General features: G+C 32.5%; 19 protein-coding genes and 1 pseudogene. 11 read left to right on the top strand and 9 right to left on the bottom strand.

Annotation, left to right across the window (positions count from 1 at the left end; genetic code table 11):
• Positions 1-40: 40 nt before the first annotated feature.
• The 3 genes and pseudogenes from ACOQN3_RS09550 to ACOQN3_RS09540 form a co-directional block, all read right to left on the bottom strand.
• A pseudogene (locus ACOQN3_RS09550) lies at positions 41-313 on the bottom strand (methyltransferase domain-containing protein); the annotation flags it as partial.
• A 30-nt stretch (positions 314-343) separates the two neighbouring features.
• Entirely contained in the window at positions 344-466 is a 123-nt protein-coding gene (locus ACOQN3_RS09545) for a hypothetical protein (protein WP_420546223.1), read from the bottom strand.
• Positions 467-563: 97 nt separating this feature from the next.
• A complete protein-coding gene (locus tag ACOQN3_RS09540) occupies positions 564-1,604 on the bottom strand; it encodes a PhoU domain-containing protein (protein WP_420546222.1) in 1,041 nt (346 codons plus the stop codon).
• A gap of 89 nt (positions 1,605-1,693) precedes the next feature.
• On the opposite strand from ACOQN3_RS09540, the gene ACOQN3_RS09535 reads away from it, so the two are divergent.
• The 9 genes from ACOQN3_RS09535 to ACOQN3_RS09495 all read left to right on the top strand — a co-directional run bounded on the left by ACOQN3_RS09535 (position 1,694) and on the right by ACOQN3_RS09495 (position 7,038).
• Complete coding sequence (locus tag ACOQN3_RS09535; protein WP_420546221.1) at positions 1,694-2,161, top strand: PUA domain-containing protein; 468 nt, start codon at positions 1,694-1,696, stop codon at positions 2,159-2,161.
• 3 nt (positions 2,162-2,164) lie between these two features.
• Positions 2,165-2,506, top strand: a complete 342-nt coding sequence (locus ACOQN3_RS09530; protein ID WP_420546220.1) for a nascent polypeptide-associated complex protein — start codon at positions 2,165-2,167, stop codon at positions 2,504-2,506.
• 82 nt (positions 2,507-2,588) lie between these two features.
• Positions 2,589-2,915 (top strand): hypothetical protein, encoded by a 327-nt coding sequence (locus ACOQN3_RS09525; protein ID WP_420546630.1) that lies wholly within the window; start codon positions 2,589-2,591, stop codon positions 2,913-2,915.
• Positions 2,916-2,975: 60 nt separating this feature from the next.
• Positions 2,976-3,596 (top strand): hypothetical protein, encoded by a 621-nt coding sequence (locus ACOQN3_RS09520; RefSeq protein ID WP_420546629.1) that lies wholly within the window; start codon positions 2,976-2,978, stop codon positions 3,594-3,596.
• Positions 3,597-3,893: 297 nt separating this feature from the next.
• On the top strand, positions 3,894-4,346 hold the full coding sequence (locus tag ACOQN3_RS09515) for a hypothetical protein (protein ID WP_420546219.1): 453 nt from the start codon (positions 3,894-3,896) through the stop codon (positions 4,344-4,346).
• Between the two features lie 17 nt (positions 4,347-4,363).
• Positions 4,364-4,705: a proteasome assembly chaperone 4 gene (locus ACOQN3_RS09510; protein ID WP_420546218.1), complete on the top strand. Its 342-nt coding sequence runs from the start codon at positions 4,364-4,366 to the stop codon at positions 4,703-4,705.
• Complete coding sequence (locus ACOQN3_RS09505; RefSeq protein WP_420546217.1) at positions 4,698-6,029, top strand: UbiD family decarboxylase; 1,332 nt, start codon at positions 4,698-4,700, stop codon at positions 6,027-6,029. Before ACOQN3_RS09510 ends, ACOQN3_RS09505 begins: the two co-directional genes overlap by 8 nt.
• Positions 6,030-6,085: 56 nt before the next feature.
• Entirely contained in the window at positions 6,086-6,574 is a 489-nt protein-coding gene (locus tag ACOQN3_RS09500) for an acyl-CoA thioesterase (RefSeq protein WP_420546216.1), read from the top strand.
• A gap of 50 nt (positions 6,575-6,624) precedes the next feature.
• Positions 6,625-7,038 (top strand): hypothetical protein, encoded by a 414-nt coding sequence (locus tag ACOQN3_RS09495; protein ID WP_420546215.1) that lies wholly within the window; start codon positions 6,625-6,627, stop codon positions 7,036-7,038.
• Between the two features lie 108 nt (positions 7,039-7,146).
• Here the strand turns inward: ACOQN3_RS09495 and ACOQN3_RS09490 are convergent, their stop codons facing one another.
• Together ACOQN3_RS09490 and ACOQN3_RS09485 are read right to left on the bottom strand one after the other, a co-directional pair.
• On the bottom strand, positions 7,147-7,818 hold the full coding sequence (locus ACOQN3_RS09490) for a hypothetical protein (RefSeq protein WP_420546214.1): 672 nt from the start codon (positions 7,816-7,818) through the stop codon (positions 7,147-7,149).
• Entirely contained in the window at positions 7,808-8,191 is a 384-nt protein-coding gene (locus tag ACOQN3_RS09485) for a hypothetical protein (RefSeq protein WP_420546213.1), read from the bottom strand. The genes ACOQN3_RS09490 and ACOQN3_RS09485 overlap by 11 nt, the downstream gene beginning before the upstream one ends.
• Before the next feature lie 138 nt (positions 8,192-8,329).
• On the opposite strand from ACOQN3_RS09485, the gene ACOQN3_RS09480 reads away from it, so the two are divergent.
• Positions 8,330-9,466 carry a hypothetical protein gene (locus ACOQN3_RS09480; protein ID WP_420546212.1) on the top strand — a complete coding sequence of 379 codons (1,137 nt, stop codon included), beginning with the start codon at positions 8,330-8,332 and terminating at the stop codon, positions 9,464-9,466.
• A gap of 91 nt (positions 9,467-9,557) precedes the next feature.
• Here ACOQN3_RS09480 and ACOQN3_RS09475 read toward each other — a convergent pair whose 3' ends face one another.
• A complete protein-coding gene (locus ACOQN3_RS09475) occupies positions 9,558-10,028 on the bottom strand; it encodes a hypothetical protein (protein WP_420546211.1) in 471 nt (156 codons plus the stop codon).
• 310 nt (positions 10,029-10,338) lie between these two features.
• On the opposite strand from ACOQN3_RS09475, the gene ACOQN3_RS09470 reads away from it, so the two are divergent.
• Positions 10,339-10,548 (top strand): hypothetical protein, encoded by a 210-nt coding sequence (locus ACOQN3_RS09470; protein WP_420546210.1) that lies wholly within the window; start codon positions 10,339-10,341, stop codon positions 10,546-10,548.
• Here ACOQN3_RS09470 and cyoE read toward each other — a convergent pair.
• The 3 genes from cyoE to asd form a co-directional block, all read right to left on the bottom strand.
• A complete protein-coding gene (gene cyoE, locus ACOQN3_RS09465) occupies positions 10,543-11,472 on the bottom strand; it encodes a heme o synthase (protein ID WP_420546209.1) in 930 nt (309 codons plus the stop codon). The genes ACOQN3_RS09470 and cyoE overlap by 6 nt on opposite strands.
• Positions 11,472-11,918: an Lrp/AsnC family transcriptional regulator gene (locus ACOQN3_RS09460; RefSeq protein ID WP_420546208.1), complete on the bottom strand. Its 447-nt coding sequence runs from the start codon at positions 11,916-11,918 to the stop codon at positions 11,472-11,474. The genes cyoE and ACOQN3_RS09460 overlap by 1 nt, the downstream gene beginning before the upstream one ends.
• Positions 11,919-12,011: 93 nt before the next feature.
• The gene (gene asd, locus ACOQN3_RS09455) at positions 12,012-13,088 is read right to left on the bottom strand and encodes an aspartate-semialdehyde dehydrogenase (RefSeq protein ID WP_420546207.1); all 1,077 of its coding nucleotides are present in this window, start codon (positions 13,086-13,088) and stop codon (positions 12,012-12,014) included.
• Between the last annotated feature and the right edge of the window lie 67 nt (positions 13,089-13,155).

The following is a 13,155-nucleotide window of genomic DNA, read 5'->3' as shown; positions in this document are numbered from 1 at the left end:
ATACACTGTATCTTTTACCTTAATTATGTCGAATTGATCTCTAAAAAAAATCTCTAATCTGTTCTTCTGAGAATTTATGAGATTCTTTGTTTTTCCCCATACTGGCATCCTTTTTACTTATGCATTTTAAGAAAACCAACCCTCCCTTTTTCAAAATTCTTTGCATTTGTTTTTTGTATTTCTCTCTTTCAATCTCTGAAAAAACATGAAAAGATCCTCTATCCAGTATATAATCAAAATATTCATACTCAAACTTAGAATTTAGGATCTGATCCTGTACAAATCTTACGTAATCAAATTTTTTTTGCCTTTTGAATTGCCGTTGGAGAAATTTCTGAGCCTGTTACATCAACTCTTTTTTTGATAATTCTGCTGCCTGATTACCTGGATCAGTTCCTAGTTCTAAAAATTTTCCATTCTTAATAATTTGTATTGCATCGTCTAAGTCGATCGATTTTTTCTTCATACTATGGTAACTCTTTAATTTTTTCAAGTCGATATACCTTCTCCCAATCTGCCTATTCGTTAATTTCCATTATTTTCTTTATTTTTTATAACTGAGATTATTTTTTTAAAGCTTTTTCTATGTTCATATTCAGAACTATCTCTGAAATATCACTTGCATACTCTGAAATCCTTCTGATGTTCTCTGTCATTCGTCTGACTCTGTATATTTCCTCATCATCTTTTAGAGACTCAGAACTATCTCTGACTCTCTTTTCATATTTCTGAACTTCACTAGTTTTTTCAATTGTTTGTTCAGCTTGGATGTGATCTTCTTTGAATAGGGCAAGACAAGAATCATCTAACAAGGATAGACAGAACTCATTCATTTCCTGAAGTTTTTCTAGCATCTCTTTTTTTACTGGTTTTTTAAATTCTAAGAGGTCTTTGGCAATAAATGATGCATGGTCTCCTGTTCTTTCTATGTTTTTTACAACTAACCTGTATCCGAGACAATTTCTAGGATTTCTAAATCCCATTTCTTTTAACATGTGTTCATTTTGAATTGCTATCTTTAATTGTCGTATGATATAAAATCCAAACCTATCGACTTCGTCATCTGTATTAATTACCTCTTGTGCCAAATCCAAATTGTTTTCCTTCACTGCCAAAATTGCGTCATTTGACATGGACTTGGCCAAGTGAATCATTCTCTTGAAAGCGCCATCTACTGATAATTCTAACAAATTTACTAATACTTGAATTGTAATTCCTCTGGTGGAATCTGAGATGATTTCAGTTCCCATTAGCATTCTCTTGACTGCTTCTTTTACTGCATTTCTCTGATTTGGATTTAGTCTATCGCTTTTTGGTTTTACAGTTATGGTTTTGAATCCTAAAAAATACAATGAAATTAGTTTTCTAACTATTGTAGATGGTTTTTCCTCAAATTCAATTTGTATTAACGCATCCTCTTTTTTTTGTAAACGTGACTCAAACTTTGGAGGATAGAGTTCTAATGTTGATGAGCCTTTTCTTACTATTCTAATCTGATCTCCTTGTTTTAATCCCAAATCCATAATCCATTGTTTTGGTAATGAAACTATGTATGAAGACTTTCCAGTAAATTGAATTTTCCTTGTTTCTTCTCTATCTTCCATATCTAATGGAAAAAGGCTAGTCTATATAGTCTGATCCTTTGATTATAGTGAAACATTGAACTAATATTTAGAAACATTAATTGGCTTGTATGGACTCTTTTCTTAAACTTCAGCATTCAATTGATGCTTTGTTTGGTGCGGGTACTTCAAAGTATTTACCAAAAGATGTTGAGTTTACTTTTTCTCGAAAAAATGGGAGGATAAAAACAGTTTCTTATCATGGAGACTTACTTTGTACATTGAGAATTGATGGAGGACTTGCAATTAGTCCCTTTTTTGCCCAAATTCTAATGAAAAATAGATTATTTAGAGAAAATTGCGTAGAGGTTTCTGAAGATGCAGCCCCATTTATACAAGAGGGCAGATCTGTTTTTTGTAAGCATATTACCTGGTGTGGAAAAAATGTACGTATTTCTGCTGATACTCCTGTTTTATTCAAAAACCGGGTAATTGCAGTAGGAAAAGCAGTTTTGTCCTATGAAATGATTTCTGCTTTTAATCGTGGAGTAGCCATTAAGATCAGAGATAGTTTAAAAAGTCGTAAAGGTGAATCATAGCTAATGATGCGAGGAGGGAATCGCGAAATGCGAAGAATGATGGACAAAATGGGTCTCGATATGAATGAACTCCAAAATGTTCAAGAGGTTATAATTAAAACTGATAAAAAAGAGATTATCATTTCAAAGCCTTCTGTTACTGAAATGAAAGCAAAGGATAATTCGATTTTTACTGTGACTGCAGACAGCTATGAAGAACGAGAACTTGAGGTTCCAATATTCTCTGAAGAAGATATACAACTTGTTAGTCAACAAGCCGGAGTTGATGAAGAAAAGGCAAAAAATGCATTAGAAGATGCCAAGGGTGATCTTGCAAGAGCAATTCTTTTGCTCACAACTGGATAATCCTCACAACTGAATAATCGCTAATCTAGTTTAAATTGAATGGTTTAAGTAATGGATTTGTTGTCCTCAAAACATAATGAGTATGGCTGAATCTAAAGTTACAGGCATAGTAAAGTCATTAAATATGTTAGAAGATGACTTGGATTCTCTAAGCAGCAAGGTTTCTGATATGAAAAAACAGCTTTCAATAAAGACCCAAGCTGAAATTGATAATTTGTTAGAAAAAACACGGGAAATAGCCACAAAAGAGGCTGAAATTGCTATAAATGCCTCAAAAGAGAAGGCTAATGCCGAATCTGCAAAGATTGCTCAGGAAGGGGAATCAAAACTCTCTGAAATACAATCAAAAGTTGATGCCAATTTTGATGAAGCAGTGAAGCATGTTGTGTCAACTGTTTTGAAAGCATAATGCTAAATTCTAAATTACCTTTTGTCTACCATAGATCCTCTACTTAATGCTCGTATTGGAATTGCCACTGTATATGGCAAACCATATTATAGATTTTCTACCTATCTTAGAACCCTCAAATTACCATTTGATTCTATTCTTCCTGATGATATACGAGGATATTCTGGGCATCTGATTCTTACTACAAAGAAAGAATTCCCTGAGAAATACTCAAAAATCATCCATGATGAAGATGTCTTTGACTATCACCATACTGTCCTAAGAGGTATAATGATGCAAAAACTCCACCTGAATTTTGATGATGTCCTAGTTTTAGGAATAGATCCTGGAGAAAGAATAGGTTTGTCCATATTCTATTATGGACAAGAAATTGAGAGTTCTTTTCATTCTTCAGTTGAATCTTTTGTTTTACATGTTATTCAAATTTTAAGTAGTCTTAGAGCAAGTCGAAAAATAATAAAAATCGGTAATGGAAATATGAAAATTGCTACTGACATTATTGATATGTTGAACTTGAAATTTTGTTCATCTTTTGAAATAGAATATGTAGACGAACAAAAAACCAGTCTGAAAATTAAAAATTTTAATCAAAGAGGAAAACGTGACATGCTTTCTGCAAAATATATTTCTCAACGAGATGGTTCAAGACAATCTATTTTACCATTGTCTATTACAGGATAAGTTTTTTTAATTTTTTAAAATTTTTCTTAACTAATCATTTTACGTTATTGAATATTATCATCTTTTTCGATCATAATGAAAATTTTGATCAAACAACTACTGCATTGCATGCTTTTTTCAAAAAAACAGATCAATAAAATAAACTATACATATTTATTGAAGATTTTTTGTTTTTCGTTGAAACTAATAACACTGATCGAGAAAAACTTTGTAAGAATTCAAAAAAAATTGGGAAAAATTTGAATAATTTATCGATCCATGCTTATATAGTTATGAATTCTATAAAATAACACCAAGATGACTTGTAAAGGAATTTGTGTTAGATATAAGGCTCAAAAGCCTGTTGGAACTGGAAGATATGCTTCTGGACAACGTCGATGCCAAATTTGTGAAATATTCATCAAATGGGAGGGCCTTTGGTGTCCATGTTGTGGATATAGATTAAGAACCAAACCTCGTAATCTAAAGTACAAAGCAAAACTACGTGCGAGAGTTGAAGCTGATTCTATTGAAGCTAAAGCAATTGCTGAAACTCAATCAGAAGAATTAACAGTTGCAGAAGCTACGACAAAATCCAAATCAAAAGCAAAAACAGCAAAAACCAAAGCAACTACGAAAACTAAAGAAAAAACTCCATGCGAATATTGTGGAAAATTGTTTGTATATCCAGACAAACATGCAAAGAACTGTAAAAAAAATTCAAACATCGTAGACTCTCAAGTAGATGAATCAATAGCAATAAAAGCATAAGATTTGTTCGGAACTTATTGAACTCTCCAAATGGATTTTTCCAAAAAATAATACATTTGGAGAGTCGTAGTTTTTCTTTGCAAATTCAGAAGTTTGAAAATGGATATTTTATTGCTTTATCTGAAGGCTCAAATAAAATAGGTTCTATGGTTGTTTCTCTAGCTACGGGACCCACTCCTATAACAACAACTGTGATTCCATCAAAATCCGAATCTCTTTTCTTAAAACTTGTAGCTGAAAGAATTAGTACTCGAATAAGGGGAATTACTTTGTTTTCTTCATTTATTGAAAAAGAATTAACTCCAGACGTTGCAAAAGACTTAATGTCTGAAATAATGAACGTGATTGATAATGACTGATTTACGAAATTACATCTCTCAAATAAAGAAGATTCAAGGATTAAAAACCGTCAAAACTAAAGTTTCTACAAAATATGAAATTGCGGGCATAACTGCAAAAATGGATGGCTCACATAGTATTTTATTTGAAAATGTAAAAGACAGTGATTTTCGCGTGGTCACAAATTTGGTGGGAAGTAGAAAAAAATTCGCAATAGCAGTAGGAGGTAATGAAAAGAACATTCATGAAAGAATTGTATCTGCCATTAAAAGAGCAAAAAAACCAAAAATTATTTCCCGAGGTAAATTTATGGAGAATAAATCTACTGATCTTTCCTGTTTACCTGTTATTACTCATTTTGAAAAAGAATCTGGTCCATTCATCACATCATCTATCGTGTATGTAGAAAATCCTGAAACAAAAAAACAAAATTCATCTTTTCATCGAATGATGCCCATCGACAAAAACCATTTCTCAATTAGAATGGTAGAAGGAAGACATCTTCATAGATGCTTTGTTAATGCAAAAGAACATGGTGAAGATTTACGAGTTGCAGTAACTGTAGGTGTCCATCCTGCCATCTCAATTGCAGGTGCATATCAAGATGAATGGGGAAAAGATGAAATCAATATCGCAAATTCTCTTTTAAACGGAAAATTAACTTTATCAAAAACTCCTATTCATGGATTGAATGTCCCATCAAATGCTGAAATTGTTATGGAAGGAAGAATTCTTTTAGATAGGGTTCATCCTGAATGGATGGTTGAAATGCTACAAACTTATGATCATAAACGTTCACAACCTGTTTTTGAACTTGATAATCTCTATTTTAGAAATAATCCTATTTTTCATGATATCTTATCTGGATACTCTGAACATAGATTATTGATGGGAATGCCTATTGAATCTAAACTAAATGGAGAATTAAAGAAATTCTATCGACAAACCCAAAAAGTTTCCATGACAAATGGTGGATGTAATTGGCTGCATGTTGTTGTTCAAATTAAAAAACAAAAAAATTCTGATCCAAAAAAACTAATCAAAAAAACCTTTGAGCTACATCGTTCACTAAAACAAGTTACTATAGTTGATGACGATATTGATCCTAATGATGCTACTTCTGTAGAATATGCTTTAGCTACCAGATTTCAAGCCGATAAAGACATTGTACTTTTCAAAAAAGTACGAGGTTCTAGTTTAGATCCTTCAAGTGACCAAAAAAAGTTACAAACAGCCAAAATGGGTATAGATGCAACAAGATCTTTATCCAAACGTCCAGAAGGATTTGAATTAGCAAAAATCCCAAAAATAGACCAACTCAGATTAGAGAAATATTTCAAATAATCTAAATCATTTGTTTAAATTAAATTGGCTTGAGAACCAATCCTAGTAGATCTAAAATGTCTGAGAAAAATCACCAAATTCACGAAAAGAGCCCATCTCAATCAAATGCAGAAGTAATCGTAAGGATGTTTCCTTCTGATGCTAATCCTGCCGGTAATGTGTTTGGTGGTGAAATTTTAAAACATATTGATATGGTAGCTGGTATTGTTGCACAACGACACTCTCAATCCAATGCTGTAACTGTGTCTATGGATAGTGTTACTTTCTTAAAACCTGTTTTCGTAGGTAATGTGTTAAAACTCAATGCAAGAATAAACTATGTTCATAAATCGTCAATGGAGATTGAAGTTAAAGTCGAAGCTGAAGACATAGTAACTGGGATTAGGACCATTACCGGAACTGCTTTTGTCACTTTTGTAGCCCTTGATAACAATGGAAAACCAAAACACGTGCCACAATTATCTCTTAAAACAGATGAAGACAGAATCAAGTTTAAAGAAGGAAAAGCAAGAATGGATAAACGAATCAAAAATCGTACAAAGTAATTTGTTACGTATAGATCTACTTAAGAACAATAACAACCGACATTAAATTAATGTCCGAAAAAGTACACTCTGAAGGATGGGATTCTTTATGGGAAGAGTATACAAAATCTCTAGAAAACTGGAAATCCCTCTTTGATCAAATCCAAGCAGCTAGTAATGACATGCAATCTAAATTCCAAGAAGTATGGGAAAAAGCAACTGTGGAATCTAGTGCTGAGACTTTAAGATTGTTTGGTGAAAACTGGCAAAAATCGATGAATGAAGCAGGAATAAAGTCTTTCAAAGAATTTAATGAAAACTGGCAAAAATCATTAAATGATGCAAATATCGCTTCCTTTAAGCAATTTGCCGACAATTGGCAAAAAATTCTTAGCTCTTCTGGGTTAGAACAAATGCAAGCCTATGGAGAAATGATGAAAAAATTTGCCGATACCTGGAATTCGATGTGGCCAAAACATAATTAGTTTTTAATTACACATCAAATTTTTATTATTTTATTTTTGCATTTTTTTAAGATAAGGACATGCTTGTTTTATTGAAATATTGTTTTTTTATTTTATAATTTTTGGTGGTTATTTGCTAGTTAACTTTTTTATTTTCATCCGAGTCTCATTTACAAATCGTTGAATTGTAAATAAATAAATCTCTGCCATGTAAAAAACATCAATGTCTTTATGTTCTTCAATATCTATACATGCTGATGCATATGTGTGATTTTTTTTTAATTTAGATTGTTTGTTTTGATTTCTTTTGCAGTTTATGATTTCTAAAAACAACGGTATTTGTTTATCAATATATACCATCAAATTTTCTCTCTTGTTTGGTTTTTGATTTATTTTAATTTCATGGTTAATGTCTCCATCATATCTTTCTCTTGGTTTAATCATTAATTTGATTCTGGGAATCTTTTGAAATGTTTCTTTAAAATTTAATATTTTTCTCATGATGCTTGGATATAGATTTGTATGTTCTTCCTCATATTTTTCAAAAAACCACTCTGCAAACTTAATTGCATTTAGATCATTTTTGTATTTTGCTTTTTTTTGAAATGTTTCATATGAAATTTTGCCCTGAACAAACAATCCAAAATCTCTGTCTGCTTCCTCAATAATTCCATTTGTGATGTTCTCTATTGCATTGGTATATTGATTAAAGAAAAAACTGACATAGTATGGATCTGGATCATATTGTTTTAGTTTATCCAGACATACTTGACAATTTTCAATTTCTCTCTCAACTTCCATTTTGTCTAGAAGAATTCTTATTTTTTGATTGTTCTTTCAAACTAGAAGCTAATTTTTTAAAAATCTGATTTACGCTTACATCTACCAAATTTATTGTTGCATTTTCTTTAACTATTTGTTTTTCAAATTTCTCTTTAATTGCAAACGATACTGATGACCAATGTAAAATCCCTTTCAATTGTTCTTCTACTGTTGCATTGGTAGTTGGAAAATTTGCAGATGAAAATACAATTCCATTAGTCCACTGCATTGTAGGAATAGCTCCTCCGGAAGAACGTGTACTGAATGCTATCTGTTTTACCCAATCATCAAACTCATATTCAATTACTTCGTGAATTATCAATTTTTTCCAAGGCTCGATTGAAATTTCCATTCTTTGAACTTTTTTACACTAATTATAATTCTACTTTTTCCAGTAATGTCTCGTTTTTTCATGTTGCATTTACAAATTATGAGGTAATTTTTTAATTAACACTGCTTATTTACTAGAAAATAATCCATATTTCTTGTAATGGATAAATGGGCAGATTTTTTAATTTCTGAAGTAAATTACGATTCTGATCATTTGATCTCTTCGGCCAAACGACACCAGGATACGGAAAAGGGAATTAGTTTGGGTGACATAATAGATCGTTTAACAATTGCCTCCGATATTAAAAATGGACTTGTTTATACTACTATTTACAGTTCAAAAAATTCGTGGAAAAAAGGTAATAAAATCCGGATTTTCTCTCTTAAGGGGAATCCATATCTTCGTATAGACAACAATAAGGTTAATTTGGATTTTCTAGGTGATCTACCTGAAATTTCAATTCCTTCTGAAATTTTAATTTCTGAACCAGTTGAAGAAGAACCTACTGCAGAACAGCTAGCAAAAATCAAACAGCTAGAAAAACAAATCCAAGAATTAGAATCTGTTCCAGAACCAGAACCAACACCAGAACCTTCCAGTCCAAGAGGTTCATTGCCAAAAGAATCTAGTGAAGAATTACCTCAACAATTAGTTCCAGAACCAACACCAGAACCAACACCAGAACCAACACCAGAACCAACACCAGAACCAACACCAGAACCAACACCAGTTGAAGAAGAACCTACTGCAGAACAGCTAGCAAAAATCAAACAGCTAGAAAAACAAATCCAAGAATTAGAATCTGTTCCAGAACCAGAACCAACACCAGAACCTTCCAGTCCAAGAGGTTCATTGCCAAAAGAATCTAGTGAAGAATTACCTCAACAATTAGTTCCAGAACCAACACCAGAACCAACACCAGAACCAACACCAGTTGAAGAAGAACCTACTGCAGAACAGCTAGCAAAAATCAAACAGCTAGAAAAACAAATCCAAGAATTAGAATCTGTTCCAGAACCAGAACCAACACCAGAACCAACACCAGTTGAAGAAGAACCTACTGCAGAACAGTTGCCTGATATAGATAATCTTAAAAATCGAATTGAAAAATTACATGATACTTTTTCGTCATCTTATAATATCGGCGAACAATCATTGGCTTATAAAAAATTAGAAGATAATCTTGAAACTCTTGATTCTGAGAAAAATGAAAAAAGTATCTCGAATATACTTCAAAAACACCAGAAACAACTTGATACTATTGAAAAGTTTCTTAATAGAAAAAAGAAGATATGAAAAATAAATTAATAAATGTTAGTTAATCTTCATATTCTACATTCTAATATGATTTAGTTAAAATAAAATCTGTATTTTTATTTTAAATTGATTAAATTTGGTTTGACTTCCATGCTTGATTAAATTTCTTAATAGCTTCTTGGTATGCTTTGATTGATTCATCTCCAGATGTTTTTAGAAATTTTTCCCATTCCTCATTGAATTTTTTTATCGAATTAATGTTAGTCTCTTTAAAAATATTCTCTATCATTTTTGTTTGTTGTTTTATGTATTCGGGACCAATTTCTTCCCATGTGTTTTCCCAACTAGTACTTACTTTTTTTAACAATTGTGCGTCTGATTCTAAAGCCTTTTGACAGGCATCATGATAAGTCATCAAAGTCTCGTTTGTGGCTTTTTGCCATTGTGCAAGAGATTCTTTCCAACCTGTTAAAGCATAGTTATAATCTTTCCATGCTTTCTCAAATTCTGGTTTTTTACTTGCTGTTCTTGTCTGCTTTTTTTTCTTAGTTATGGGTTTTTTTGTTATTTTTTTGGTAGCTCTTTTTTTATTAACAGACATGAAATAACTTTATCTTAGTAGATGTTAAACTTTTCAAAATCTAAATTAAATAATTCTGCTTCACTTAAATTTTTGAAGCTTTGGTAAAATTAATGGGATATTCCTCATTTTTAGTTTTAAAGATATTGTAATGCTTCTTACACAAATTTCGTGTTTCACGAAAACTAATCTCTACTGTCTGAATTGCTTGCATTTTGCACTCAGAAATACTGCATTTCAATAAATTACCTTCTCCTAGTGTCTAATAAAATTTTGAAATTATACTATTACCTATTACTAGATTTTTATCATTGTGTTTATTTAAGAAACTATGAACGATGATGAAAAAGGAAAACATTTTCTTGAATTAATTGATACCCAAAATAATTTGCAGTGGAGTATAGTTGCAAAACTAACTAATTTGATTACCTCCAATTGGAATGATGATACAATCAAACAAGAGCTTGATGAATTAGTTAAACAACATTCTGAAATTACCAAAGAACTCAACAGTCTTGATGATAAATCAAGTCTGTTATAACGCTGAATCTACCATTAAGGCAATGAACAACACTGCCAAATATGGACTCGAAAATTTAAACAAAGTCCATGATGCCTTCTCCATTGGCTTGGCAATTACCCATATTGATAGTCCAACCATTAGTAGTCCTGAAGCAATCGCAGTCCATAGATAAACACCACCTACCATACTATCCCCATTTTCTGTTGTTATGAAAAATGGAGCTATGGAAAATAACACCATGACAACTGTAGATCCTGCAATTGCTCTAGCTGAGGTTTTCTCAGATTGTACCGCAGTAAGCATTGGTACGTTCACCTTGTTGTAATCGTCTTTGAAATGTAATGTTAAGGCCCAAATATGCATTGGAATCCAAATAAACACTAGTCCTGCCATTGCTAAACCCATTGTCCATAAATCTGACATGGTTACTGCCACCCAACCTATCATTGGAGGAGAACCACCACATAATCCACCTAAGATTATGTTTGTTCTTGAATTACGCTTTAATGCATACGAGTAAACCAGAACATTGTTTAATAATCCAAATGCGATAAATGCAGTTGTCCATGCACCTTGTTCTAAAGTTGTAGTAAATGAAATTGCAAAGGCTAATACCAGTGAAATTCCTGCCAATACTAAACCAAAATTTCTACCTTTAACTGCAGGGTAGATTCTTTTTGAGGGCAACGGTCTATTTTTTGTCCTTTCCATTATTGCGTCAATATCTCGATCATGATAATTTGTCAGTGTGTTTGCAGCTGCAGAACCCGCAGCTACTGAGAATAGCATTAATGCCCATGTTGAGAGTGATAGCTCAATGTCGTAAATATTCGATGCAGTTAACGCCGCACCAAAGGCAGTAAACACAAGCAAATACCATATCTTAGGCTTTGTTAGTTCATAATATACTGCAATACGAGATTCTGTCTTTTGTTTTTGCATTATTTTTCACTATCCTTGGATGGCATATATGGCATTGGTTTATTTCTTGATTTCATCTCAATAAATGACTCTGAAGATTGAATCCCCTCAATCCTCCCAATTTTCTCAGATACTATTTTGTGCATCTGATCCAGTGATTTTGAATACATAGTCACAAGAATATCAAATCTTCCTGTAACTTCAGCGACTTCTCTAACCCCTTCAATCTTGAATAATTCTTCAATTATGTGATCTCTTTTTTTTGTGTCCATGTTGATTCCAGTCAACGCTTTGACATTGTAACCTAATTCTATGTCATTAACGACTATTGTAAAACGCTCAATGAGTTTTCTTTTGACTAGTCTTTTGATTCTTGAATAAACAACTGAAGAATTTACATTGATTTTTTTTGATAGTCTTGGTACAGAAATAGATGCGTCATTTGATAATTCTGATAAGATTTGCAAATCTAGATTATCGACTTTTGCCGTTCAAAACACCCGGTCGATCTAGATTTCTGGTTCTTATAAAGTTATTATTGTAAAATTTGCAAAAATAACCTAGATTTTACCTTTTTTGTATAGCATTTCTGCTAACAAAACTGCGCCCTTTGCAGAACCCATCTTCTTATTATGTGAAAATAGCATGTATTTTAGCCCATTTTCAAACAATTCTTCTTTTTCCACACGTCCTATTGTAGTGGTCATTCCATCACCAACAGTTCTCTCCATTCTTGGTTGAGGTCTTGTTGGATCTTCGTGAAATGCATAATACTTTTCTGGAGCAGATGGTAGATTTGCAACTGATATTTCTTTATTGTATTGATCATAGGTTTCTTTTGCTTTCTGTGGATCTACTTGTTCTGTTGTTTCTACAAAAACTGATTCGGTATGTCCATCTATTACTGGAACCCTAGTACATGTGCAACTAATTCTAATATCTGCATCTTCAATTTTTCCATCTTTTAATTTTCCTAATATCTTTCTGGCTTCAAGTTTTACTTTTCCTTCTTCTTTTGGAATGTATGGAAGTATATTGTCTGTAATTCCCATTGCCGAAACTCCTGACTTGCCTCCTCCAGAAATTGCCTGCATAGAAGTCATCATCACCTTCTTTGCACCATATTTTTCAAGTAATGGTTTTAACGTGATTACTAATCCTGTTGTTGTACAATTTGGCAAAGGAGCTACCCACCCTTTCCAATTTCTATTCTTTTTTTGAGTCTCGAGTAATTCCATTTGATCATCATTAATTCCGGGAATTAGTATGGGTACATCTTCTTCATATCTATAAGCAGAACTAGTAGAAATAACTGGAATCTCTGCTGCCATTTTTGTCTCAATGTCTCTGGCTGCTTGTGATTCAACTGCAGAAAACACCAAGTCTAATTCGGATGTGTCTAGTTCGTCTATTGTTCTAACTTTAATTTCTTTAATGTAATCTGGAACCTCTCCGCCAACATCCCAAGCAATGATGCCATTTGCATCTCTGATCGCATCAAGGTACTTTTTCCCCGCAGACCTCTCTGATGCTGCAATTTGGGTTACTTCAAACCATGGATGATTGTCCAATGACTGTACAAATTCCTGGCCTACTGAACCTGTAACCCCTATAATGGCAACTCTTTTCTTATCCATTGTAGGTAATTGCTAAGCACAATTAATAATCGTTTTTAGAATTATCAAAACATACTAAATCGCCTAT

Origin of the sequence: Candidatus Nitrosopumilus sp. (assembly GCF_965223225.1) — an archaeon.
Classification (GTDB): Archaea; Thermoproteota; Nitrososphaeria; order Nitrososphaerales; family Nitrosopumilaceae; genus Nitrosopumilus.
This window is presented reverse-complemented; position numbering and strand designations above follow the sequence as displayed.

Bases quoted from the DNA above. Each gene is read 5' to 3' on its own strand.
- ACOQN3_RS09535 (WP_420546221.1), top strand. From the start codon at position 1,694: ATGGACTCTTTTCTTAAACTTCAGCATTCAATTGATGCTTTGTTTGGT.
- ACOQN3_RS09525 (WP_420546630.1), top strand. From the start codon at position 2,589: ATGGCTGAATCTAAAGTTACAGGCATAGTAAAGTCATTAAATATGTTA.
- ACOQN3_RS09490 (WP_420546214.1), bottom strand. From the start codon at position 7,818: ATGGAAGTTGAGAGAGAAATTGAAAATTGTCAAGTATGTCTGGATAAA.
- ACOQN3_RS09485 (WP_420546213.1), bottom strand. From the start codon at position 8,191: ATGGAAATTTCAATCGAGCCTTGGAAAAAATTGATAATTCACGAAGTA.
- cyoE (WP_420546209.1), bottom strand. From the start codon at position 11,472: ATGCAAAAACAAAAGACAGAATCTCGTATTGCAGTATATTATGAACTA.
- ACOQN3_RS09545 (WP_420546223.1), bottom strand. From the start codon at position 466: ATGAAGAAAAAATCGATCGACTTAGACGATGCAATACAAATTATTAAG.
- ACOQN3_RS09515 (WP_420546219.1), top strand. From the start codon at position 3,894: ATGACTTGTAAAGGAATTTGTGTTAGATATAAGGCTCAAAAGCCTGTT.
- ACOQN3_RS09495 (WP_420546215.1), top strand. From the start codon at position 6,625: ATGTCCGAAAAAGTACACTCTGAAGGATGGGATTCTTTATGGGAAGAG.
- ACOQN3_RS09480 (WP_420546212.1), top strand. From the start codon at position 8,330: ATGGATAAATGGGCAGATTTTTTAATTTCTGAAGTAAATTACGATTCT.
- ACOQN3_RS09505 (WP_420546217.1), top strand. From the start codon at position 4,698: ATGACTGATTTACGAAATTACATCTCTCAAATAAAGAAGATTCAAGGA.
- ACOQN3_RS09540 (WP_420546222.1), bottom strand. From the start codon at position 1,604: ATGGAAGATAGAGAAGAAACAAGGAAAATTCAATTTACTGGAAAGTCT.
- asd (WP_420546207.1), bottom strand. From the start codon at position 13,088: ATGGATAAGAAAAGAGTTGCCATTATAGGGGTTACAGGTTCAGTAGGC.
- ACOQN3_RS09500 (WP_420546216.1), top strand. From the start codon at position 6,086: ATGTCTGAGAAAAATCACCAAATTCACGAAAAGAGCCCATCTCAATCA.
- ACOQN3_RS09475 (WP_420546211.1), bottom strand. From the start codon at position 10,028: ATGTCTGTTAATAAAAAAAGAGCTACCAAAAAAATAACAAAAAAACCC.
- ACOQN3_RS09470 (WP_420546210.1), top strand. From the start codon at position 10,339: ATGAACGATGATGAAAAAGGAAAACATTTTCTTGAATTAATTGATACC.
- ACOQN3_RS09530 (WP_420546220.1), top strand. From the start codon at position 2,165: ATGATGCGAGGAGGGAATCGCGAAATGCGAAGAATGATGGACAAAATG.